The 24,067-nt window shown below is 40.0% G+C and carries 19 protein-coding genes; 5 read left to right on the top strand and 14 right to left on the bottom strand.

Annotated features, from left to right (window positions below; all coding sequences use genetic code 11):
- Positions 1–158: 158 nt before the first annotated feature.
- The 3 genes from MKX62_RS22260 to MKX62_RS22270 all read right to left on the bottom strand — a co-directional run bounded on the left by MKX62_RS22260 (position 159) and on the right by MKX62_RS22270 (position 4,318).
- Positions 159–1,589, bottom strand: coding sequence for an NAD-dependent succinate-semialdehyde dehydrogenase (locus MKX62_RS22260; protein ID WP_340742375.1), 1,431 nt, complete (start codon positions 1,587–1,589; stop codon positions 159–161).
- A 1,073-nt stretch (positions 1,590–2,662) separates the two neighbouring features.
- Complete coding sequence (locus MKX62_RS22265) at positions 2,663–3,160, bottom strand: DinB family protein (protein ID WP_067210644.1); 498 nt, start codon at positions 3,158–3,160, stop codon at positions 2,663–2,665.
- 390 nt (positions 3,161–3,550) lie between these two features.
- Positions 3,551–4,318, bottom strand: a complete 768-nt coding sequence (locus tag MKX62_RS22270; RefSeq protein WP_067210647.1) for a formate/nitrite transporter family protein — start codon at positions 4,316–4,318, stop codon at positions 3,551–3,553.
- Between the two features lie 352 nt (positions 4,319–4,670).
- Here MKX62_RS22270 and MKX62_RS22275 point away from each other — a divergent pair, with 352 nt between their 5' ends.
- Positions 4,671–5,603 carry an MBL fold metallo-hydrolase gene (locus tag MKX62_RS22275; protein WP_340742376.1) on the top strand — a complete coding sequence of 311 codons (933 nt, stop codon included), beginning with the start codon at positions 4,671–4,673 and terminating at the stop codon, positions 5,601–5,603.
- Between the two features lie 126 nt (positions 5,604–5,729).
- On the opposite strand, the gene MKX62_RS22280 is transcribed toward MKX62_RS22275, so the two are convergent.
- From MKX62_RS22280 to MKX62_RS22320, 9 genes are all read right to left on the bottom strand, one after another.
- Complete coding sequence (locus tag MKX62_RS22280) at positions 5,730–7,403, bottom strand: ribonuclease J (protein WP_067210653.1); 1,674 nt, start codon at positions 7,401–7,403, stop codon at positions 5,730–5,732.
- Between the two features lie 160 nt (positions 7,404–7,563).
- Positions 7,564–8,697 carry a calcium/proton exchanger gene (gene cax / locus MKX62_RS22285; protein ID WP_445683544.1) on the bottom strand — a complete coding sequence of 378 codons (1,134 nt, stop codon included), beginning with the start codon at positions 8,695–8,697 and terminating at the stop codon, positions 7,564–7,566.
- Between the two features lie 271 nt (positions 8,698–8,968).
- Positions 8,969–9,403: a YugN family protein gene (locus MKX62_RS22290; protein WP_067210656.1), complete on the bottom strand. Its 435-nt coding sequence runs from the start codon at positions 9,401–9,403 to the stop codon at positions 8,969–8,971.
- A gap of 219 nt (positions 9,404–9,622) precedes the next feature.
- Positions 9,623–10,183 carry a DUF1697 domain-containing protein gene (locus MKX62_RS22295; RefSeq protein WP_340742377.1) on the bottom strand — a complete coding sequence of 187 codons (561 nt, stop codon included), beginning with the start codon at positions 10,181–10,183 and terminating at the stop codon, positions 9,623–9,625.
- 354 nt (positions 10,184–10,537) lie between these two features.
- A complete protein-coding gene (hpaB, locus tag MKX62_RS22300; RefSeq protein WP_340742378.1) occupies positions 10,538–11,971 on the bottom strand; it encodes a 4-hydroxyphenylacetate 3-monooxygenase, oxygenase component in 1,434 nt (477 codons plus the stop codon).
- Between the two features lie 128 nt (positions 11,972–12,099).
- Positions 12,100–13,593 (bottom strand): glycerol kinase GlpK, encoded by a 1,494-nt coding sequence (glpK, locus tag MKX62_RS22305; protein ID WP_340742379.1) that lies wholly within the window; start codon positions 13,591–13,593, stop codon positions 12,100–12,102.
- 54 nt (positions 13,594–13,647) lie between these two features.
- On the bottom strand, positions 13,648–14,472 hold the full coding sequence (locus MKX62_RS22310) for an MIP/aquaporin family protein (protein ID WP_340742380.1): 825 nt from the start codon (positions 14,470–14,472) through the stop codon (positions 13,648–13,650).
- 157 nt (positions 14,473–14,629) lie between these two features.
- Positions 14,630–15,190 carry a glycerol-3-phosphate responsive antiterminator gene (locus MKX62_RS22315; protein WP_067210665.1) on the bottom strand — a complete coding sequence of 187 codons (561 nt, stop codon included), beginning with the start codon at positions 15,188–15,190 and terminating at the stop codon, positions 14,630–14,632.
- A gap of 46 nt (positions 15,191–15,236) precedes the next feature.
- Positions 15,237–16,883, bottom strand: a complete 1,647-nt coding sequence (locus MKX62_RS22320) for a glycerol-3-phosphate dehydrogenase/oxidase (RefSeq protein ID WP_340742381.1) — start codon at positions 16,881–16,883, stop codon at positions 15,237–15,239.
- Between the two features lie 477 nt (positions 16,884–17,360).
- Here MKX62_RS22320 and MKX62_RS22325 point away from each other — a divergent pair, with 477 nt between their 5' ends.
- The 4 genes from MKX62_RS22325 (at position 17,361) to nagE (ending at position 20,795) form a co-directional block, all read left to right on the top strand.
- Positions 17,361–17,624: a YqhV family protein gene (locus tag MKX62_RS22325; protein ID WP_067213988.1), complete on the top strand. Its 264-nt coding sequence runs from the start codon at positions 17,361–17,363 to the stop codon at positions 17,622–17,624.
- 293 nt (positions 17,625–17,917) lie between these two features.
- Positions 17,918–18,400: a PTS sugar transporter subunit IIA gene (locus MKX62_RS22330; RefSeq protein WP_067210670.1), complete on the top strand. Its 483-nt coding sequence runs from the start codon at positions 17,918–17,920 to the stop codon at positions 18,398–18,400.
- 40 nt (positions 18,401–18,440) lie between these two features.
- Positions 18,441–19,259, top strand: coding sequence for a PRD domain-containing protein (locus MKX62_RS22335; protein ID WP_067210673.1), 819 nt, complete (start codon positions 18,441–18,443; stop codon positions 19,257–19,259).
- A gap of 75 nt (positions 19,260–19,334) precedes the next feature.
- On the top strand, positions 19,335–20,795 hold the full coding sequence (nagE, locus tag MKX62_RS22340; RefSeq protein WP_187045215.1) for an N-acetylglucosamine-specific PTS transporter subunit IIBC: 1,461 nt from the start codon (positions 19,335–19,337) through the stop codon (positions 20,793–20,795).
- A 657-nt stretch (positions 20,796–21,452) separates the two neighbouring features.
- Here the strand turns inward: nagE and MKX62_RS22345 are convergent.
- Together MKX62_RS22345 and MKX62_RS22350 are read right to left on the bottom strand one after the other, a co-directional pair.
- Complete coding sequence (locus MKX62_RS22345; RefSeq protein WP_340742623.1) at positions 21,453–22,748, bottom strand: serine hydrolase domain-containing protein; 1,296 nt, start codon at positions 22,746–22,748, stop codon at positions 21,453–21,455.
- Positions 22,749–23,053: 305 nt separating this feature from the next.
- The gene (locus MKX62_RS22350; protein ID WP_340742624.1) at positions 23,054–24,067 is read right to left on the bottom strand and encodes an ABC transporter ATP-binding protein; all 1,014 of its coding nucleotides are present in this window, start codon (positions 24,065–24,067) and stop codon (positions 23,054–23,056) included.

Consider the following 24,067-nt stretch of genomic DNA (forward strand, 5'->3'; position numbering starts at 1 on the left):
GGAGTAAAAGAATCAAAAAAATGCCAAGCACCAACACAATTTAAAATTGCGTTGGTACTTGGCACCGATTTATTCTGATGAATTGTTTGTTAGTCATTTATCAACCAAAAGATATCACTTCATCGCATGGCAGTGAAAACACCCCACTATTATTTCAGTTAACTAATCGCAATTGAAACATACTGCGACTCTAAGAAGGCTTCAATCCCTTCACGTCCACCTTCACGTCCAACCCCACTTTCTTTCATCCCACCGAAGGGAGCTTGTACTGCAGAAGGTGTTCCATCATTCCAACCCACAATACCAAAGTTAAGTTGTTCGATTAAACGTGTCCCTATAGCAATGCTATCCGTAAATACATAAGCAGCCAAACCGTATGGTGTATCATTTGCTAATACGATTGCTTCTTCTATTGTGTCCACTTTCTGAATAGGAGCCACAGGTCCAAATGTTTCTTCTTTCATAATAACCATGGACGGATCCGCGTTACTAAGGACTGTTGGGGCATAGAAAGTCCCCCCATCTTTTGTAATTAGCTTGCCTCCTGTCATAAGGGTAGCGCCTTTAGACAGTGCATCCTCAACATGATGCGACACCTTCTCAAGACTTGCGCGATTTACTAATGGTCCAATATCTACATTTACATCTGTACCATTTCCTACTTTCAACTGGCTAACTGCTTCAGAAAACTTTTCTACAAACTCGTCATGAATACCTGACTGTACATAAATACGATTAGCGCAAACGCATGTTTGTCCAGCATTCCTGAATGCTGACGCAATCGTACCTTTCACTGCTAGATCTACATTGGCGTCATTTAATACAATCAAAGGCGCATGACCACCGAGTTCGAGTGATAATCGTTTTACCTGATGAGCACTTTGTTCGATTAAAATTTTACCGACTTCGGTAGATCCAGTAAAGGTAACTTTTCGAATTTTTTCATTTTCCATGATTGCTTTCCCTATTTTGCTTGAAGATCCAGTCACCAAGTTAATGACACCTTTAGGGAACCCAGCTTTTTCACATAACTCTATCATTTTAATGGCTGTCAGCGGACTTTCACTTGAAGGTTTAATAACAATGGTACACCCCGCTGCTAAAGCCGGCGCCATTTTCCTCGCTAACATAGCGGCTGGGAAATTCCAAGGAGTGATAGCGGCTACAACGCCAACTGGTTTTTTCCACACTTGCAAACGTTTGCTCGTCGTATGTGTAGGCAAGATTTCACCGTAAACGCGCTTGCCTTCCTCAGCAAACCATTCTAGAAAAGCAGCGGCGCTTGTCACTTCTCCTATGGATTCATTAATTGGTTTGCCCATTTCCATCGTCATCGTTTGAGCCAAATCATCACGATGTTCTATCATCAGTTCATAGAGCCTTTTCAAATAGTTCGCACGCTCATAAGCTGTCGTTTGTGACCACGTTTGAAATGCATCATAAGCAGCGTCAATCGCCACGTTTGCTTCTTCTTCCCCACCAATTGGCACACTACCTACGATTTGACCATTAGCTGGATTGATAACATCTAATTTTTCTAGATCTCCCCCAAGCCATTCACCGTTTATATACATTAAATGATGTTTCATTTCCTATTACCTCCACTCTCTATTTATTCAACAAACCTATCTATTTCTTTACTACCCTATTTATTCCCTAAGTATACGCTTTATTTCTTGCTTCATCTCTTCATGAGACTTCGCAGTTCCACATCACTACCTACTAGCCCTATCCTAGTTTGATGATTCGTAAAAGTCAGACTAATAGTGTTTTTTTCGAATTAAGAGCAGCCCCACAGTAAAAATGCCCCTGATGGAAATAGAATCAATCCAACTAAATAGAGCCACTTACAAAGACAAGAGATTGTAAAGCAAAATCTCGTCTTTATAAATGGCTACTAGCTCACATCTGTTGATTAACCAAAAGTAACCAGTGAATATCATAATTTCCTACTAGACGCTACTTGTATAGTTGCATTTTCGAGTGCTCCGAATTGAATGACTTCTATACAAATACTCGCATCCCTACACAGTTTTTTCGGTAATCGTATGGTGGTCCTTCATCCATCGCGCTCCAAATGCGTAAGTACTCGTAGTGCTGAAACTTTTTTTTACGAAAGAATAGCTGTCTTCTTAACTGGAAATAAGCCGCCAAAGATGCAATTTTGGCGGCTTATGCTTTCTATAAGACATCACATGAGTTTGATGCATAATCTTTACTAAAAGTAAGCAAGGAACACATTGTACAAAGTGCTAGAGTGCCCGAAATTGTATCTTCGGGCACTTACACTCTCTGTAGAAAGTCATCTACTCATTTCTTTCAAAGCAACTGCATTTTTCACTTGAATAGTGTAGGAACGCGATAGGCAACTATTCGCAACACTCTTGCAGTAAATCTATCATGAATAGTTTGTCGAAAGCGGGCCGAAAATAGTGCAGTGAAAATGTAGGTCATCAAACCCGACTCACCAGTATTTTATGCAAAAAACTGGGTAATCAACAGAAGTGCTGCTACCTATTATATATGTTGTAATAAAGCTTCCTACCAAACAACACTTGGCGCTAGGGGATGCCTCCCACAATAAGCCGGACAGAAAATTATATAGTTGTATTATAAGGTTAATCTATTACCTTATCAAAAGTCATCGTACTCAATTAGATTGTTATAATTTATAGTCCATTACAATCGTTTTCTTCAATTGTTTTAAGTGGCGTTTTTCATGCAATCCAACAAAAGGAAACCACTGAATCAGTGGCACTTGCCCAAAAATTGGGTGTTTGAATGATTTTTCACGAAGTACGTCCTTTGTACTTGATTCATATACATCTAATAAAAAGAGGCGCGAATCATAGAGTGCATTTTTCATCTCTATTTTTGATTTGTACTCTTTCGTTGGTGCAGTATAGCCTGGAGCTTCCACTTTTATGAAACGAATCGTAGAAAGTGCAATTGGTTTCTTCATCGATTTCGGGCTATCAGGATTTGTTAGTTCTTTGGCTATATTTGTCGCAATGACTGTCTCCATACGTACAAGGTGTTCAAATATTTGTTTCGGAGACCATCCGCCATTTGAAGGTATTTTATTGAATTGTTCATCCGTTAACCCTTCAATTGCTTTAAATAACTCTTTTCGGATGATAGTATTTTTTCCTAAAATCATTTAAATATCTCCTTTGATAACCTCAGAAATCTTTTCCGTTATTGTTGTTTGCAAGTGGTACGTTTCACATGATAGTACAGTTAATGTGTACACCTATTTGATAGTGTAGGAACTGATTTAGTCATCTTTTTGTTTCCCTACCTACAATAGAAGCTTTTCTCTTTTTTCGCAAGTGATTTAGTGAAAAACACTTTTGCTAAAGACATTTTTATGTCGTTTAAAATGAGGGATTATTCAATTCGTTTTTTTTAGTAATTATCCAGATAAAGTTAATCTACAATCAGGGGGGGTTCTTACAGCCCGTTAATGCGGGATAAATACTAGGACATCGACTACTCGAATACACTCAATCTTTAAAAAGTATTCCTCTCGTTATCGATGAAAAGTTCCCTAATTCTTTTCAGAATTCGCGAACCAGTATGCCGCCCCAACGAACACAGCTCCACCAATTATATTGCCAATTGTTACTGGTACTAAGTTTGCCGTCATCCCGGCCAATGAAACAGTGTCCGGGTGAGGGATCATCAACGAGAGGGAAAGCAAGGTCATATTTGCGATACTATGTTCAAACCCCGAAGTGATAAAAGCAAATAAGCACCAAAAAATCATAATCAATTTTGCTGTTTCATCCTTAAGTTTAAATGCGCACCAAACAGCCAGACAAACGAGTATATTACACAGAATTCCACGCATAAGCAACTCTACAAATGGCGTATTCATCTTGGCGCTTGCCGCTGAATTGATATAGTCCGCCGTCCCACCTATGGCCAGTCCCGAATAGACAAAAAGTGCCGCAACGAGAATAGAGCCTGCAAAGTTGCCAACATAGCTGAATGTCCAAATTTGTATGGTTTCATACCAAGTCGTTTTCTTCGTCAATATACCAATCGTCATGATCATATTATTACTTGTGAAAAGGTCTGCCCCTGCCATTAACACTAAACTTAACGCAATCCCAAATGTAACGCCCATAATAATTTTCGTTCCTGCAAAATCAGTTGGTCCTAACAAACCACCAATCGTAAAAATAAGTATGATTCCAAATCCAACGAAAACCCCAGCCATCATTGTCAATGTTAAGTATCTACTTTTACTCGTATGTAATTGATTCACTTTCGAAATGGCTGTATCACCCAACACAGCGATTGTTGCTTTCATTTTTTTCCCTCCAACTACCATTAGCATGACTTTTTGGATGCCTAGTATCTTTTTTTACCCAAGTATATATTCTATCTCTAACGACTATACTACTAATCACAGATATACGGTACTTCCGACAGAAAACGGATGATAGTACAACGACCAATCCGAGATATGGGGTTGGTTTTTCGTCATTCAGACAATACACCCGTTAAACTAAACCTTCTACTAAGACAACAGTCATGGCACTGGGTAACGCCAACAGACCTTTTCGTAATTCAAGTGTATGATTGTCATGTATACTAGGCATAGTCCTAAACCCATTGTCCTATCATTAAGGGGTACTTAAAATCATTTGAGGTGTCTATCTATGAAAAAAACACGCTATGAAAATACGGATAAAAATGCATCACTTGCCACGTTTAAAGATTTACTACAGTGGCGCAAAGAAAGAAAAGGCAAACTGAAAGATTTATCATTCCAAGTGCCACTAGTAGATAAAACGGAAACTGCGTTCTTGCAATCAAATCGGACGATTCCAACAATCACTTGGATTGGCCATTCCACATTTTTAATCCAACTAAATGGACTGAATATCCTAACAGATCCAGTCTGGGCAAATCGTCTTGGCACAGATAAACGGCTGACACCACCAGGACTGCCAATTAAGGAATTACCGCCAATCGATATGGTCCTAATTTCACATAGCCATTACGATCACCTGAGCTATGGTTCTATTAAAAGGCTAAAAGGTGATCCAACTTTTTTTGTACCAATTGGACTTGGTAACTGGTTTAAAAGAAAAGGATTCAACAAAACTGTGGAATTTAACTGGTGGGATGAGCAACAAATAAGCGGATTAACGATTTCCTTTGTTCCAGCTCAGCACTGGTCAAAAAGAACGCCGACGGATACAAATCACTCACATTGGGGGGGATGGATTATCCAAAATCCAAATCAAACACTCTATTTCGTAGGAGACAGCGGCTATTTCGAAGGCTTTCACACTATCGGAGAAAAGTATGCCATTGATTATTGCTTGATGCCGATTGGCGCATATGAGCCGGAATGGTTCATGGCTGCTCAACACGTAAACCCTGAAGATGCTGTCAAAGCTTTCATCAATACGCGATCGAAAGTGATGATTCCGATGCATTACGGCGCTTATAGGTTAGCCGATGACACACCTAAAGAAGCACTTGATAGATTACAAGCTGAATGGGAGAAAAGAAAGTTAGATGGCAAGCAGTTAACTGTTTTGAAACTTGGGGAAACTATTCAGATGGAGACTCCAACTACTTGAGCTAAAAAGAGCGAACTCCCTATACTTTCAAGGGGTTCGCTCTTTTTAATGGGCCACAACGCCGGAGACTTGGGTCAACAGGATGTTGGTTATTCAGTAGAAGTGGTTGAATTCTGCTAAATCAAATTAAATTTCAATAATGACTGGAAGAATCATCGGCCTTCTTTTTGTCCGCGTATATAAAAGTGTTTCAACCGATTTTTTTATGTGTTGTCTGAGATTAATTCGTTGGTTTCCACTTTCGCCTCGCGAGTTGTTAATGGTCGTAATGACTAACTGATTCACTTCATTCAAAAGTGCTTGTGAATCATTCCTATAGACGAATCCGCGTGAAATTGTATCCGGATCGGAAATTAGCTGTCCATCTGTTTTACTTAGAGTTAAAACAATAACGAGCATGCCCTCCTCAGAAAGCAATTTACGGTCACGTAACACGATGTTTCCAACATCACCAATGCCCAATCCATCTACGAAAATGTTCCCCGATTGGACTTTTCGTGTTTGGCGGGCAACGCGGTTGTTAATATCGACAACATCACCATTGTTAATAACGAAAATATTTTCTCTTTCCACACCTACGGATTCTGCTAATAAACGATGCTGATAAAGCATTCTAAACTCACCATGAATGGGAATGAAATACTTCGGCTTCATTAAGGTTAGCATTAATTTCAATTCTTCCTGACAGGCATGTCCTGAAACATGCATACCCGTTACAGTCCCCGATCCATAGATCACCTTGGCTCCCAAAAGATATAAATTATCAATAATACGTGATACACTTTTTTCATTTCCAGGAATTGGCGATGAAGCAAAAATAACCGTATCATCAGGGTGGACTTCTACCTCACGGAAGTTTGAACTGGATAGACGTGACAGAGCCGCCATAGGTTCTCCTTGACTTCCCGTGCAAAGAATAACAACCTTCTCCGGATCCATTCCCCTAACTTCATTTTTATCAATTAACATTCCTTCAGGGATAGTCAAATACCCGAGTTCTGAAGCAACCGCTACTACATTCACCATACTTCGGCCAAGCAATGCAAGCTTGCGGTTCGTTTTTTGCGCGGCATCTACTACTTGCTGTACACGATGAACGTTAGAAGCGAAAGTGGAAATAAATACTTTCCGACGGGCTTTGCGGAATGCTTCTTCAATATGCCCTCCTACAAGTATTTCAGACGGATTAAAACCAGGACGTTCCGCATTGGTACTTTCTGATAACAATAGCAACACACCATCACTGCCGATTTTAGCCATTTTATGAATATCCGGATAGTCATTATTGACAGGCGTTAAATCGAACTTGAAATCACCAGTATGCACAACTGCCCCCTCTGGCGTATGAAATACAACGCCTAAACAATCAGGAATGCTGTGGTTTGTTTTGAAAAATGTTACTTTCACTGTTCCAAACTCCAAATCCGAATCAGAATCAATCAGAACTAACTCAGTTTGCCTAAAAAGTCCGTGTTCTTTTAACTTAAGCCCAATTAAACCCAGCGTTAATCGTGTCGCATAAATCGGCATATTTAATTGCTTTAATACGTACGGAATGCCTCCAATATGATCTTCATGTCCATGGGTGATAACTAACGCCCGAATCTTATCCTTATTTTCCTGTAAGTATGAAATATCCTGGATAATCAAATCAATTCCTAATAAACTTTCATCTGGAAACTTAGCACCACAGTCAATCACAACGATATCATCTTCATATTGTAGGACATACATATTTTTCCCAATTTCATTAATACCACCTAGTGCAAAAACTGATAATTTATTTTCAGTTTTAATCAAATTTAATAGCCTCCTACTTTGGAATAATACTCAAAGTATGCCCGTAAAAAATTCTTTTATGACTTAAGGTTCTTAAGAGAACATTCGAGTAGCAGTTTGGCTGATGATAAGTTCGACTGTCACTCTTTTTAGAGCTACCTCTTCCAACTATCTGCAGACATTAAAGTAAATAAAAACCGATTGCCATAATCAGATAAGCGGAGAAGAGGATTAGACCCTCGAACCAATTTGATTCACCATCACTGCACAGTGTAATGACAAGAAATGTTGCGGATACCATCGCCACTAGCTCTGGCACAGTGAAAACAAGTGCCATTGGTTCCGACATTGTTAGTGAAATGAGTACGAGGATTGGCGCAACGAACATGGCGACCTGCAACGTGGAACCTACTGCAATTTCCACAGCTACATCCATCTTATTCTTGACCGCCATTGTGATTGCGGACACATGTTCTGCTGCATTTCCAACAATAGCAACGATAATGACGCCAATGAACAATTCGGTCCAACCAAACTTTTCACCAAGCATTTCAAATGTATGAACCAGCTGCTCTGATACGAAAGCAACCGTTAGCGTCGCTAAAAATAGTACAAGAATCGACTTGCGCTTTGTCCATTCCGGCGTTTCCTGCTCCTCCACTACCTTATCAGAAGAGGCGAAGACACCTCGATGAGTGACGAGTTTGAAAAACAGCCCTGCAAGATAAAGTGCGATTAGTACAACCGCGATGCCGATACTCAAGTTAAATGTCGTTTGTGTATCCATTGACATGGAGAAAATCTCAGGAATGACAAATGCCACGATGACAGCAAAAATCAGCAATCCCGAATTGTATTGTGCATCATGGAGACTGAAATTTTGACGTTTGAATTTGATGCCCCCTGCGAAGAAGGAAAGCCCGAGCACAAGCAATAGATTCCCAAGTACGGAGCCTGTGAGCGAAGCCAAGACTATGCCTACCATTCCTGCCTTCAATGTAAAAATGGAAATGATGAGTTCGACTGCGTTGCCAAATGTCGCATTCAACAACCCACCAATCCTTGGTCCACTAACGATAGCAAGGCTTTCTGTAGCCCGACCTATGTATCCTGAAAGCCCAATGATGCTTATACAACAAAGGATGAACATCATGATGTCCGACCAATTTAGGAATGCACCAGCAATCACGAGTGGGACACCGGTGATAACAAGGATGGCAAATAACCGATTCAACAGAATCACCTCTTGGGATAATTGAAATCTTCTCCCTATCTTTCCCTTATGAAGATAAAACAAACTTAAAAATGTGTTCATAACTTATTTTGATGCAGCCATATCGTAATGCAATGATAGTTCAAAAAACCAACCGGATTACTCTCGGTTGGTTCTTAGTTTCCCTTATGCATTTGTAAATTGTTTACCAACAAATTTCATGCACCCGACGTCAATCCCAGATTTTTTAATCTAATTTTTAACATCTAACTATTTTCTACTATCACTTCTGTTGACTTGGCTTAGGTCGGGAGGAATCCCCAAGCGAATACAATGGGAAGGTTATTTCAACCTATATATCATGACATTTCCATTAACTTGATTTTAGGTGCTCTTGAGCATGCAAACAATCTATAAGTTCTTTTACGGCAACTTCACCTGCATGAATCCACCTATTTTTATCAACGATTTTCCCATCTGGATCAATCGGTTTTTGGAATTGGCTAAAACCAGTTGCATTTAACAATGAACTTTCATCACTATCTAGACCAACATGCACGACATGCTTAATCACATAAGGTGTTTCAAATTCTATGGAAGCATTATATTCATCAAGTTCTCCGTCCGTTACGAAAAATGGAATTCGCACATAAATAGTTTCACCGCCTTCGCGGCATAAAATATGGTCAAAACATCCTTTATGATAATCCCAGTTTCCACCTAAGTGATAGCCGAGCCCTTGAATACAATCACTCACAACACCAAATGAAGCCCTTTGCCCATCAAGCTCAGTTTGTAATTTCAACATTGTTTTTCCTCCTTGTAAATTGCTCTATAAACAGCATTCACAAAAGAAGGCGGAAAAATACTACCAACATTTACAAGGACAACAAAAGAAAAAATGCAGCAAGCAGTCTCTTTATTCCCTTCCCTATCCGCATCAAATTCATAGTGCATTAGATTATTTCCAAACCGTTCGACTAGATTGCCTACGAGGCATTTCCTATAATGTCCCCATTTCAGAACGTTAATTCTCCATTTCTTTTGCTAACATTGAGAGCTTGTTGATTGTTTTCCAATTCCGCATCGTCGAAGGTACCTCTAGTCTTTGTAAATTATTCGCAAGCTTAGCGTTTCGAACACCACGCTGGAACAACAGATAGACCTCCCGCCCTTCGATCAAATACTCATCATTGTCACTTTTATAAGCACCCAATCGATCGATTCTGTCTTGTGAAGGCTTGTCCTGCAATAAAGAAACGTAAAGGCTTTCTCCTTCTGAAGTAAGTTTTGCTTCTGCTACAGCTTCCTCAGTAAACGGACAATTCTTAGTAATCCATTCCAACTCTGCAGCCGTTCTGATTACAACATTGATCGAAAATCCGAAGACTTTTTCAATCTCTCCTTGAATACACTTGATTAGGGATTGCTCACTTTCATCTGATTCGAACAAAACGTTACCACTTTGAATATAGGTCTGCACCCGGCTAAAGCCCAGCATTTCAAATAGCTGTCGTAGTTCTACCATTTTTATTTTATTATGCCCACCCACGTTAATGCCGCGTAGTAATGCAATATTAATTCCCATCCCAATATCCCGCCTTTCTATTAACAACAACAATTCATTCAAACAAAAGGTGTCTATCTTCTCTACCCAATCTATTAGTAAATTCCACTCATTTAGCCTAATTCCTCTAGCGTGTCATTACAATACGGTTTCGATTAAGTCACGCTGCGCGTTTTTTGCGTGTTAAAGGATATCATTACCATGAGATGGGTTATGACCGTCTTGAGTGGAGTTATAATCGCCATGAATGGCTTTATGACCGTCTTGAAGCACATTATGACCGCCACACACGAGTTTATGCTCGCCATGCCCTTTTTCTCCAAAAAAAAAATTGATTGTCTCCTAAAAAAGAGCCAATCAATTTCCATTGAATATTTATCCCAATATATCATTCACTCGCTTCACATATGGTTTCTTATCATAGGAACGATATAATTCACATGAAAGTTTAATAGGATCGCCAAAGAAAAATCGTTCATATAACGTTTCGCGAGTACCAAAAGAGCTCATCGTTAAATCCCATGCTAAACGAAATATTTTGACGCGATCCTCTGCATTTTTGGATTTAGCCTGCAAATATTGATCTAAATCTTTTCTAACACTTGATTGAAAAGCTTTTTCTGTTGGAATGGACATCAATCCACTTGCACCTAAAAGCTGAATGATTTCAGTAAATCTCGGGTAAACCCGTGGAAATATATTAATCGCGATTTGCAGCGTTGTTCGATTGGGTCGCATAAATCCCCATTCATCGATTTCAGCTTCAATTTCTGATTTCATTACCAATGCCTTCATTGTTTCTAAAGCTACAATAATTTCAGAAGCCTTTTCTTGAACATGCTGATATTCACCGATATTAATGGTCTCGATGATTGACTGAACTATTCCCAATACAAATTCCGTTTTGACAATTTGTCTAGAAACAACTTGATGCAATGTAAATGGTAAGAACGAACTCAAAGCCACGAAACTGTTCGATACTTCTATGTTGTCATAGTAAAACACGCGCTCCCATGGGACCAATACATTGTCGAAAACAACGATCGTATCCATTTCCTCATACCGCGAACTTAATGGATAGTTAAATGTGGAGTCGCCCCCAACAAATGATTCTCTGCAGACAAACTTTAGACCATGACTATTACTAGGGATAGAAAACGCAAATCCATACGCTTTATCATCAACCCCACCCGCTGAAATCACCATGATTTCATCCGTTATGCCGCCCTGTGTTGCCAGCAACCGTGCACCTTTTATAATGATTCCCGCTTCGTTTCTATCCATCACTTTGGCAGCAATCGGCTCTTCTGAATCTTCAAAATAGAATTGCCCCCGGTTTACTTGTGGGTCAATAAATGTATGTGTCATGGACAAATCATTTTCACGTGCATATTCATAGAACGCAAGTATGTTTTCCGGGAAACAATTTTCTTTTCCTTCCAATAAACCCACAGACGATGCAAGAGCCATTAACACAGTATTCATATAGTCTGGACTTCTTCCCATCATACCATTGTTCGATTTAGCCCACTGTTGAACCATTGCCCGCCTTTTAACTAAATCCTCTTTTGATTTCGGCTGTAAATAAGACAGACCTATTGAATCTCCAGTTGATGGCGATGGATAGGTCATGACGTCTTTACATGTCGCATCATATTGCAAATCATATAGCGCTGCCTGGCTTTCCATGACACCTTTGAATGCAGGATGTTTAGAAATATTGTCCGTTACAAGTTTACCATCTATCCATACATTCGTTTGTAGCCGATCAATTCGTTCAAGATAATCGTTTCCTGTAATCGCTGGCATAGACACACCCCTAACTGATAGTAGCGGATTGTTTTAGCATCCATCTATTTCTTTAGTTGTATACTATTATTATGCTCTTTCAGTTGTTACAAGGTCATATCTATGCCCATGCGTATTATCAGCAAATCTTACTTAAAAGCGATAGCAGCTTTGACTGCTTTTTGCCACCCAGCGTATAAGTCTTCGCGTTGTTGCTGCTCCATTTTCGGTTCGAAAGGTCGGTCTAGATTCCAATGAGCCGAGATTTCTGAGCGATCCGTCCAAAAACCAACGGCAAGACCTGCTAAGTAAGCGGCTCCTAGTGCAGTTGTTTCACTAATCAGTGGACGCTCGACAGGTACATTTAATAAGTCTGCCTGAAATTGCATAAGGAAATCGTTTTCAACTGCGCCGCCGTCTACACGTAACGTTTTTAAAGAGATTCCAGAATCTGCTTCCATTGCATCAAGTACATCCTTTGTTTGATATGCAAGTGATTCCAATGTTGCACGAATAAGATGTTCTTTCTCTGTACCACGTGTCAATCCGAAAATGGCACCTCTTACATCGCTATCCCAGTAAGGTGTTCCAAGGCCGACAAATGCTGGCACAACGTAAACGCCTTCTGTCGATTTTACGCGTTTAGCGTATTCTTCACTTTCAGATGAATTACGGAACATTCTAAGTCCATCACGCAACCACTGAATGGCAGATCCTGCAACGAAAATACTACCTTCAAGTGCATACTCTACTTTTCCGTCGATTCCCCACGCAAGGGTTGTCAATAGACCATGATCTGACTTGACTGCTTTATCCCCCGTATTCATTAACATGAAGCAACCAGTTCCATATGTGTTTTTTACCATCCCACTTTCAAAACAAGCTTGCCCGAACAATGCGGCTTGTTGATCACCGGCGATTCCAGCAATCGGAGCAGCATGACCAAAGAAGTGACTTTTTTCCGTATGCGCATAAATCTCAGAAGAGGGACGGACCTCTGGTAGCATTGACGCAGGGACGTCTAAGATAGAGAGCAATTCCTCATCCCATTTTAATTCGTGAATATTGTACATAAGTGTTCTCGAAGCATTGGAATAGTCGGTTACATGCCTTTTCCCGCCAGATAGTTTCCATACAATCCATGTGTCAATTGTTCCAAATAGAAGATCTCCACGCTCCGCTTTTTCTCTTGCCCCTTGTACATTGTCCAAAATCCATTTCACTTTTGTGCCTGAGAAATAAGCATCGATAAGTAAGCCAGTTTTATCTCGAAACAGATCATTGTAACCGCTCTCTTTCAGATCGTCGCATATTTCAGCAGTTTGACGTGATTGCCAAACAATGGCATTGTAAATTGGTTTTCCTGTATTTTTATCCCATATAACTGTTGTTTCGCGCTGATTTGTTATGCCAATGCCTTCGATTTGTTCAGCTGCAATATTCTTTTCTGACAATACACCTGCAATAACAGCTAAAACGGAGCTCCAGATTTCGTCTGCATTATGTTCGACCCATCCAGATTGAGGAAAGTATTGAGTGAATTCCTGTTGGACTGTATGTAAAATCTTACCGCTTTTATCGAATAGAATTGCTCGCGAACTTGTTGTGCCTTGGTCAAGAGCCATTATATATTTTTTAGTCATTATTTAGTCCCCCATATAGTGAGTTTTTATTACATAATGTATGAATCTTCTTAGCTACTCTGTAATACTTTGTTTTGCGACTTGTGCCGACTCTTTTCTTAATGAATACTGTGCACCTAACAATACCGCTAACACAATACTACCAACAATCCAAAATGCAATGCTAGTAACACCTTCAAACACTTGTTGATAAAACAGCGCACCAAATGTTCCTCCCAATAACGGACCTACGACAGGTATCCATGCGTAACTCCAATCCGACTTCCCTTTCCCAGGAATCGGTAAAAAGAAATGGGCTATACGCGGGCCTAGATCACGGGCTGGGTTAATGGCATAGCCAGTTGTTCCACCCAATGAGACCCCAATGGCAACAATCAACGCACCTACAATTAGTGGATTCAGGCCTTCCGTAAACTCATTTGTACCGATTGCTAGTAAACCAAGCAGTAAAATGAACGTACCAATTATTTCACTCGTTAAATTGGAGAGTGGATGACGTATTGCCGGAATTGTAGCGAATACAGATAACTTCGCCGCTTCGTCTTCAGTTTCCTTCCAGTGAGGCAAGTAATGGAAATAAACAATGATTGCTCCACAAATCGCTCCAAGTATTTGAGCTAGCATATACATGGGGACATCAGCCCACGGGAATTCACCAATGGAAGCCATTCCGAGGGTCACCGCGGGATTCAAGTGTGCACCGCTGACACCACCAACTGCATATACCCCCATTGCAACGGCGAGTCCCCATCCAATTGTGATTACAATCCAACCAGAGTCTTGGGCTTTCGACTTCTTCATCAAAACACCACCGACGACTCCAGCACCGAAAATAATTAAAATCATTGTCCCAACAAGCTCTGCTATAAAGGGTGTCATTTTTAATCCACCTTCGTTTCTATTTTGTAATGGTTGAATTTAGACATGAAAAAGCCCACGTTTAAACACCTACATTACGTAGGGTTCAAACGTGGACTCCTTAGCTCAACCACTTACTATTGACTTGCTATTAGTATATTCTTATTAAAAAAGACTGTCAATCTTTGATGAATGAATCCCACAGCTCATGGTCTGATGTTGTTACTGCGACAGCACCCGCATCCAATGCATCTTGGACATGTTTTTTTGTCCGAATCAAGCCTCCATTAATAATTGGAATTCCTGTTCTATCATACACTTCGCTAATGAGTTCTGGTATTACCCCCGGCAACATTTCAATATAGTCAGGAACTGTCTGATCAATCAAGGAATAACTTTTTTCCAAAGCGATTGTATCTAAGAGAAACATGCGTTGAATAGCGATAATTCCTTTGGCTTTCGCTTTCATGATCATATTGGACCTCGTCGAAATAATGCCAGCTGGTCTAATGTCATTGCATAGAAAATCGGCAGCAAAATTATCCGTTTTCAATCCTTGAATCAAATCGGCATGGATGATTACTTTTTTCCCATATTTCTCTGCTTCTGTTTTGAGCGTTTTAAGATTGCCAACATGCACTTCTAAGAGAACAATGTATTCAAATGGGCTTTTTAGCAACTGTTCAAACTGCTTTAAGCTTCGCGCAGCGGGCAATATCTTTTGATCGTGAAAAGGCATCTTTTGCACTGCCTCCTTTCATGCTTCCTGTCTCCAATATAGCATGTTACAACACTGTTGTTGCAATTGTCAGCTCATCAGCCAGTTCTTTTTCGTATTGCTGACGCTCTGCATCTGTCCACTCGAAAATGAATGCCATTTCATCTAGCACGTCTTTTTTCCCAGCTTTAACGTTGTCAATATTGAAGAACATATCCCCAGTTCTCCGAACAAAGAAATCAGTTGGTTTGGCAACCATTTCAGATTCAATTGCATAACGTAATTTCACATAAAGAATACGTGGAATTGCTGTGTTTGCTTCAAAGGGAATCGCAAATACTTGGTCAACATTGGTGCCATAAAGTGTTGCCAAGTGTCGGCTTTGTCGTTCCGTAAATCCAGCTAATTGTCCTTTTTCAATCGCCTGGGCCATAAAACGGTTCATATTTGATGAACCACCAATATCACCACCTGAGATTGGCAAATTCTTCGTCACACACTTATTAAAATGACGAATTTCTTCATGACTAAGCTGATCAACTATTTTATCCACCACAGTTTCCGCCATTTTACGATAGCCGGTCAATTTCCCACCTGCAATTGTAATGAGACCTTTCTCCGATTCCCAAATCTCATCTTTTCTCGATACTTCCGACGGACCTTTGCCCTCCTCATGGATGAGTGGTCGGACTCCTGCCCAACTTGACTCTACGTTTTCCGCTGTCAAGTTAAGACTAGGGAACATATATTGAATCGCATTTAAGATATACGAGCGATCCTCTTCAGTAATTTGCATCACTTTCGGATCTCCTTCATAGAATGTATCCGTTGTTCCCACATAAGCTTTTCCATCGCGAGGCACTGCAAAAATCATACGTTTATCGGGTGTGTCAAAATAAACTGCTTGGTGCAACGGAAAGTCTTTTTGATCGAATACAAGATGCACACCTTTTGATAAAATTAAGTGTTTTCCTTTTGTTGTAGCCTCGCCTTCGATCCCCTTCACATCATCTACCCAAGGTCCAGCCGCATTGACAACTTTTTTCGCCTTAATAACAACTTTTTTATTTGTTAATGTATCTAACACTTGCACACCGGCAATTTTTTCTTGTTTATAAATAAAGGTTTCTGCTTTTGCATAGTTTGCTAAGGTTGCGCCTTTTTCAGCGGCCGCTTTCATAACTTCAATTGTTAGGCGAGCATCATCAGTACGGTATTCGACGTAAATGCCGCCGCCTAATAATCCTTCTTGTTTCACAAGCGGTGCTTTCTGAAGGGTTTCTTCTTTTGTTAACATCCTTCTTCTTTCAGCTTTCTTAACGCCTGCGAGAAAGTCATATACTTTCAAACCAAAGGAAGTCGAGTATTTGCCAAACGTTCCTCCTTTATGAAAAGGAAGGACCATCCATTCTGGAGTCGTGACATGTGGTCCATTTTCATAGACGATTGCCCGCTCTTTTCCAAGTTCCGCTACTTCTTTAATTTGAAATTGTTTTAAATAACGTAATCCGCCATGGACAAGTTTTGTCGAACGGCTTGAAGTACCCGAAGCAAAGTCTTGCATCTCGACAAGCGCTGTTTTCAACCCACGTGCCGTAGCATCTAAAGCGATTCCAGCTCCTGAAATTCCCCCTCCGATTATGAGTAAATCAAATTCCTCTGTTGCTAATTTGTCTAATGTCTCTTCCCGTTCTAATGATGAAAAGTTTGTCATTTATCTCGTCTCCTTCTAAATCATGGTATTTTATAAGTGAAAAAAGAGACCTCAAGAAATAAGTTGCGATACGCAACCATTCCCTGAGGTCTCTCATTAGCTCAAACCCAATATATTAACTTACATCTAGTTTATCATATATCCAATGAATTACATAATAGTTTGTTTCATCGAATAACACTCTACCCGGGTTCATTTTTCTTCACTTATCTATAAAAAACAATTTAATTCCGAAACATTATTTCAAACGGAGTGAGATAAAGAATCCCATTGAATTCGCTACGGCTCCCCCTTGTAAGGCACCTTCGATCGGTAAATATAGGTATTCATTTATTCAACATATTATAGAAGGATCCATCTAAGAGCTTTTCATATTTCTCTACTAATAGAAGGAAAGCAGACATACACTTTAGTAACTACGATTAGGGGCAGGCTAATATAGCTGGATAACAAAGGGTGGAGGCGTCTTATTCATTGATGGAAAAAGCACTTATTTTCATAATTTTATTGAGAATTTTATCAGGAAGTATTGATATTACAGCAGCAATGTTTATGTTTAAATTTAATGATTTAGAAAAAGCCTTTTATATCAACACCCTACTGGCCTTAGTAGGTCCATGTATTTTAATTATTACGACAGGAATAGCATTGGTTGGACTAACTGAAAAAATTTCATTCGTAAGGATGATTTGTCTCTTTGGCGGAATTTTACTCATCCTCATCAGCTTAAAATCTAAATAAGAAAAGCATAAGGCGTCTTCGGTGAATAAACCGATAGAACTATAAGCTTGCAGCCTTGTAAAAAAAAGTTTATTTTTCTATTGCATTATAATTAGTTAAATGTTATTATCCGAATAGAAGTTTAATAGCGGATCACATGTTACTGACTCGATCAGGCATGGTGGTAAACTTAGAAGGTTTTTTTAAAATCTTCTTTTTTACCCCATGCCTTTTCTTGTTTGCTCGTTGTGATTGCACAATATAAATCGAGGGATACGAGCCCTACATCACCGACAATAAAGGAGTCCACAGACATGCTATCAAAATTATTCAAGAAGAGTAAATTACAGATATTCGCACCTATTAATGGAGAAATAATCCCACTTGACCAAGTTCCGGACCCAGTCTTTAGCCAAAAAATGTTGGGCGAAGGAGTCGCTATCATGCCAAAGAAAGGTAGTATTCATGCTCCTATAGATGGAACTGTCATCTTAGTATCCGATACAAAGCACGCCATTGGCCTCCGTTCAAGTGATGGGACAGAAATTCTTATTCACATCGGATTGGAAACGGTTTCATTAAAAGGAAATGGTTTTACAGTATTAGTCAAAGCAGGTGACGCAGTTTCGGTCGGTCAATCACTTATTGAAGTAGATTGGGATTATATTAGCGAACATGCAAAAAGCATTATAACACCCATCGTGATTACAAATAGTGCGGAACGGAATGTAAAGTGCGAAGTTGCAAAAGAAGGCATCATGGGAGAAACAGTGTTAATGACAATTTCCACTAAGTAATGCATGAGTATATCCAGTGAAAAGAAGGCGGTGACTTTCGATGAAAATAACAAAGATTCTCAATAATAACGCTGTCGTCGTACTAGATGGCCAGCATGAGAAGATTGCTGTTGGCACTGGGATTGCTTTTAATAAGAAACGCAACGACATTGTGAATGTCGAAAAAATCGAAAAGTTATTTGTTATGAGGGAGAATGACAAGTTACAGCAGCTTCTAAGTCGAATTCCAGAAGAGCATTTCACCATCTCAGAAGAAATTATTACATACGCAGAGGCGTATATGGGCACGAAATTAAACGAGCATATTCACATCGTCCTTACTGATCATCTGTCATTTGCAATCGAAAGAATTAGAGATGGTATTCATCTAAATAATAAGTTATTGCATGAAATAAAAATACTTTATAGAAGAGAATTTGAAATTGGGCTTTGGGCAATCCAACATATAAAAGAAAGATGTCAAGTGGACATGCCTGAGGATGAAGCCGCTTATATTGCACTTCATATCCATACCATGAAACCGCAAGGAGGTGATTTGCATCAAACCCTAAGACAAACGGCGATTATTAGAGACATGGTCCAAACAATCAAGGAACACTTAATGATCACGATTGAAGAGGACGATATTTCTTATCATCGCCTAATTACGCATCTTCGCTCCACCCTAACAAGAATGAATCAGTATGGGCTTCACACGATGGATGAGGAAATGTTGGTCATGATTAAAAAGAAGTTTCCTCTTTCATATAATTGTGCAACCGAGGTTGCAAAGGAATTAGTTGTGTTACATGCAGTCGAGCTGCATGAACAAGAGTTGGGCTATATCGCACTTCATATTGAACGATTAAGAAAGCAATAAAGTCAACATGAGTCGTCATCATATATATTCTTCCGAACAAACTATCTAAAAACTATGAATAGGGGTGAGTTTAACATGATGAAATACCTTCAAAAGCTTGGCCGTTCTTTGATGTTACCTGTAGCTGTATTACCTGCTGCGGCAATTTTAATGGGGATCGGGTATTGGATTGACCATGATGGTTGGGGTTCAGGAAACGTATTAGCTGCCTTCTTAATCAAAGCCGGGTCTTCGATTCTCGACAGCCAAAATATGTCTATTCTTTTCGCAGTCGGGGTAGCACTGGGTATGTCCAAAGATAAGGATGGCTCTGCCGCGTTAAGTGGTTTGGTCGCTTTCCTCGTAACTACGACATTGCTATCAACAGATTCGGTAGCTATGTTACTTAGCACGGATATTGCTAATGTAAATCCTGCATTTGAAAAAATTGAAAACCAATTTATCGGGATATTGTCTGGAATTATCGCATCCATTATGTACAATCGTTTTAGTCATGTACAGTTACCGGATGCACTTGCCTTCTTTAGTGGAAAACGCTTAGTTCCCATTATGACAGCTGCCGCTATGTTAGTCGCTTCAGCAGCATTATTCTTTATCTGGCCTATTGTATACACAGCTTTAGTTAGTTTTGGTGAAGGTATTAGTGGATTAGGTGCTACTGGTGCAGGATTATACGGCTTCTTTAACCGACTATTGATCCCTACCGGATTACACCATGCATTGAACTCCGTATTTTGGTTTGATGTTGCTGGTATTAATGACATTGGTAACTTCTGGGCTGGAACAGGCACGAAGGGTGTTACCGGTATGTATCAGGCAGGTTTCTTCCCAATTATGATGTTTGGGCTACCCGCTGCAGCACTTGCAATGTATCATACAGCTAAAACAAAAAGAAAAAAACAAGCAGCATCTTTGATGTTAGCAGCAGGTTTCGCTGCATTCTTTACAGGTGTTACAGAACCACTTGAATTTGCATTTATGTTCTTGGCACCAGCTCTTTATGTTGTGCATGCAGCGTTAACAGGTTTATCGTTGTTTATTGCCGCTACTTTCCACTGGACAGCAGGATTTGGATTTAGTGCTGGTTTTGTCGATTTAGTCTTGAGTTTCAGATTACCACTTGCTAACCAACCCTATATGTTAATCGTTCAAGGTTTAGTCTTTGCAGTCATTTACTACTTCCTATTCCGTTTCTTAATCGTGAAATTCAACTTAAAAACACCAGGTAGAGAAGACGATGAGGATGTAGCAGATGAGGATGTAGACGGAGTAGCAAGTACTACAACAGGTAATAAATTCTCAGGCATGGCCGCTACGATTTTTGAGGGGTTAGGCGGAGACGCTAACGTAACTTCCGTTGACTACTGTGCAACACGCTTACGTGTAGAAGTAAAAGATATGAATGCGGTCAACCAAAAGAAAATTAAAGATACAGGCGTACCAGGGATAAACGTGGTAGGGCCACAAAGTATTCAAGTTATTGTTGGCACAAATGTACAATTCGTTGCGGATGAAATCGAAAAAATCCGCAAATGATAACATGCGATTATGAATGGACCAGGTCTCTGCAGACCTGGTCTTTTTGTATTTTAAAAACAACTATATATGTCGAACAAATGAATACGGCGTATACGCTTTACAAAGGCTTTTGGGTGGCCACTGAAAAAGCCCCACTACATAGAGCAAATTAGAATTCCTGCCAATACCGCTTCGACGCTTTGTGGATGCCTCCCGCGATAAGCCAGAAAGAAGACCCCTTTCAGTCTCATCGCTCCGGCTACCACGAAGACGCACCTTCGCTGGATGGACTATGTGAGAAAGAGCATTTCGTTACCGAAATGAGACCTGCAATCTCTAGTGCGTCTTTCTTGAATTAAATCACCATCAAAAAATAATCACATTATAACCTCGGCATATACACTCCGAATCATAACTCTCTTCAACAATGAACAACGCTAGCGTAGGCGCGGCAAAGGGGTAGCCGAAGCCGTGAGACTGGATGCGAGGCGTCAAGCGTTCTACACACCCCGAATCACACCTCTCTCATTATTGAGCGCCACAACAGATTCAATAGTATTTTTTAATTCAACATATATACTTATGAATACCTGTATAAATTGAGCGTATGCGCCTTACAAGAGGTAGCTGATGCGTGTTTGATGGAATATTTCACTATATACATACTCGTGATTACTACCTACTCTTTACTAGCATTCTTAGCCCAATAAATAGTGCCCATGCTTCATTCTTTTCATCAATAAAGAACCGAATCGGCTTCTCGAGCGGCATAATTATTAGTGTTGTCTCGTTACTTGCGCGAAGTGTGTAGGTTTTATTATCAATTGTTGCCATGACGGTTTGATCTTCTAATGAAATATCAACTTGGGACCCTTCAGCTGATATATATGTCCCGAGTACACGCTGTTTTTGTTCTTTAGTCATTTCAAATTCAGGCTCTGTGTTTCTCTTTTGGTCGATTGGGATACCTAATGCAGTATTCACAGCCGCAAGCCAAATTGCGTCGGCACTTACACCGCTCATATTCGCTAAAACGACAGCAACAATTCCCTTTTCTGGAATGAAACCGAAATTAGAAGATACACCCGGCTGGCCTCCGCCATGTTCGACTAATGTAACCGCTGAGTAATTTGGAGTCGTTTGAAGGGCAAACCCATAAAAACTCTTGCCATTCGTTTGATGAACGGGTTGTGCCATTTGTGAAGTATACGCCCTACTGACAATATTCCTTTCAAGTACATCCACATAGATGTTTCCGTATTTCAACAAATCAACTACCGTCGACCGAATACCACCCCCAACGGCATAATTTCCTAACGTCGGCCACGGACATGCTACCGGCTTACCATCCTCCAGCACATATGGTGTTGTGACATTTTCAAAACTCTGTAATCCAAGAAGATTATATGTCGTTCTGGTCATTTGTAAGGGGTTTATAATTTGATTATTGATATATGACTGATAATTTTCGCCAGTTATTTTTTCAATAATTGCGCCCAGTAAGAGAAACATATCATTGTTATAGCACATATATTCCCCAGGCTTCCCTACCCAGCTCCATGCTTTTTCGTTTAAATAATGAAGATGTTCATCGAATTTCGTGAGTTGTTCCTTTCGCTCCATTGTTGCAAGACCTGTTGTGTGAGAAAGGAGATGACGTATTTTTATATCCTCTATATCGGCATAATCGACTAATTGAAATTCAGGAAGATGCTCGATCACCGCGTCTTCAACTTGTAAACGTCCTTCTTCTGCCAGTTTCATAATAGCAAGTGCGGTAAATGATTTTGTGATTGATGCGATTCCGAAAATCGTTTCTGGGGTGACCGGCTCATTCGTTTCAAAATTCCTTGTCCCAAATCCTCGCTCATAAATGGATTGTCCGTTTTTCGAAAGTGCAACTGCAACACCCGGTATTTGTTCCTTTTCCATTACTTCCACTATAAACTTTTCAAATTGTTCCCACTGCATCAATTGTATCAATCCCTTCGTAAGTTTATTGTTATTAAGTAGATAGGTAGTATTAGACAGGAAATGATTGTGTTAATAATAAGACTGTATAGGTTGAAATCTGGAACACCATTGAATCCGCTGCGGCGCTCGGGGATGCCTCCCGCCATAAGCCAAGCAGCTTTGCTGCCAGTCTTAGGGCTTCGGCTACCCCTTTTAAGGCGCCTTCGCTTAATTAATTATAGATATTACATTTATAGGGATTATGCTAGTAGATAACGTTATCTTAAACGATCTTTAGCAAACAAAAAAGTTGCCCCTGCTAATCAGGACAACTCTACATTAATTGGAACTGCATCTTGTCGGGACATTACTTTTTCATCATGCAAATGACAGGCGACATAGTGGCCCTTCTCTACTTCCATAAACGCCGGTTCAAGCTCCGCACAAACTTTCATCGCTTTCGGACATCTCGTCCGGAACCTACATCCACTTGGAATGTCGATTGGACTAGGGACGTCACCTTTCAGGACAATTTGTTTTCTAGAGCGCTCCAGGTTCGGATCGGGCAATGGGATAGCTGAAAGTAGAGCCTCAGTATAAGGATGCAATGGTTTCTCATAAAGCGTTTCACTTTCCGTTAACTCCACAATTTTCCCTAAATACATAACTGCAATTCGGTCGCTTATGTATTTCACCATTGATAAATCATGCGCAATGAATAAAAAAGTAAGCTCTTTTTCTTTTTGGAGTTTCTTCAATAAGTTGACGATTTGGGCCTGTATCGATACATCCAGTGCAGCGATTGGTTCATCTGCGACAATAAATTCTGGCTCAACGGCCAATGCACGTGCAATACCGATACGCTGCCTTTGCCCTCCGCTGAATTCATGAGGATACCTTTGCGAATGTTTTTTGTTCAAGCCCACGAGCTCTAACAGCTCATTCACTTTTACTTCTCGTTCTTTCAATGATAACTCGGCTGAATGAATGACTAGCCCCTCTGAAATGATTTCCATAACAGTCATACGCGGATTCAATGAAGAATAGGGATCTTGGAAAATCATTTGCATATTGCGCTTCTTCTTTTTTTGCTCTTGTTTACCGCGTTTTGAATGGACTACTTCATTAGCAAAAAGAATTTCGCCACTCGAAGGCTCATAAATTTGAGTAATGGTTCTCCCGACTGTCGATTTCCCACATCCTGACTCACCAACAAGACCCAGCGTCTCCCCTCTTTTTATCGTAAAACTAATTCCATCAACGGCTTTTAATGTACTATTCTTATTAAGCTTGAAATGTTTTTTCAATTCTGTAACGACTAATAAATCTTCATTCAT

The organism is Sporosarcina sp. FSL K6-5500 (assembly GCF_038005665.1).
Taxonomy (GTDB): Bacteria; Bacillota; Bacilli; order Bacillales_A; family Planococcaceae; genus Sporosarcina; species Sporosarcina psychrophila.

Coding starts and splice junctions, on each gene's coding strand:
- MKX62_RS22260 (WP_340742375.1), bottom strand. CDS start 1,589: ATGAAACATCATTTAATGTATATAAACGGTGAATGGCTTGGGGGAGAT.
- MKX62_RS22265 (WP_067210644.1), bottom strand. CDS start 3,160: ATGATTTTAGGAAAAAATACTATCATCCGAAAAGAGTTATTTAAAGCA.
- MKX62_RS22270 (WP_067210647.1), bottom strand. CDS start 4,318: ATGAAAGCAACAATCGCTGTGTTGGGTGATACAGCCATTTCGAAAGTG.
- MKX62_RS22275 (WP_340742376.1), top strand. CDS start 4,671: ATGAAAAAAACACGCTATGAAAATACGGATAAAAATGCATCACTTGCC.
- cax (WP_445683544.1), bottom strand. CDS start 8,697: ATGAACACATTTTTAAGTTTGTTTTATCTTCATAAGGGAAAGATAGGG.
- MKX62_RS22290 (WP_067210656.1), bottom strand. CDS start 9,403: ATGTTGAAATTACAAACTGAGCTTGATGGGCAAAGGGCTTCATTTGGT.
- MKX62_RS22295 (WP_340742377.1), bottom strand. CDS start 10,183: ATGGGAATTAATATTGCATTACTACGCGGCATTAACGTGGGTGGGCAT.
- hpaB (WP_340742378.1), bottom strand. CDS start 11,971: ATGCCAGCGATTACAGGAAACGATTATCTTGAACGAATTGATCGGCTA.
- glpK (WP_340742379.1), bottom strand. CDS start 13,593: ATGACTAAAAAATATATAATGGCTCTTGACCAAGGCACAACAAGTTCG.
- MKX62_RS22310 (WP_340742380.1), bottom strand. CDS start 14,472: ATGACACCCTTTATAGCAGAGCTTGTTGGGACAATGATTTTAATTATT.
- MKX62_RS22315 (WP_067210665.1), bottom strand. CDS start 15,190: ATGCCTTTTCACGATCAAAAGATATTGCCCGCTGCGCGAAGCTTAAAG.
- MKX62_RS22320 (WP_340742381.1), bottom strand. CDS start 16,883: ATGACAAACTTTTCATCATTAGAACGGGAAGAGACATTAGACAAATTA.
- MKX62_RS22325 (WP_067213988.1), top strand. CDS start 17,361: ATGGAAAAAGCACTTATTTTCATAATTTTATTGAGAATTTTATCAGGA.
- MKX62_RS22330 (WP_067210670.1), top strand. CDS start 17,918: ATGCTATCAAAATTATTCAAGAAGAGTAAATTACAGATATTCGCACCT.
- MKX62_RS22335 (WP_067210673.1), top strand. CDS start 18,441: ATGAAAATAACAAAGATTCTCAATAATAACGCTGTCGTCGTACTAGAT.
- nagE (WP_187045215.1), top strand. CDS start 19,335: ATGATGAAATACCTTCAAAAGCTTGGCCGTTCTTTGATGTTACCTGTA.
- MKX62_RS22345 (WP_340742623.1), bottom strand. CDS start 22,748: ATGCAGTGGGAACAATTTGAAAAGTTTATAGTGGAAGTAATGGAAAAG.
- MKX62_RS22350 (WP_340742624.1), bottom strand. CDS start 24,067: ATGAATGAAGATTTATTAGTCGTTACAGAATTGAAAAAACATTTCAAG.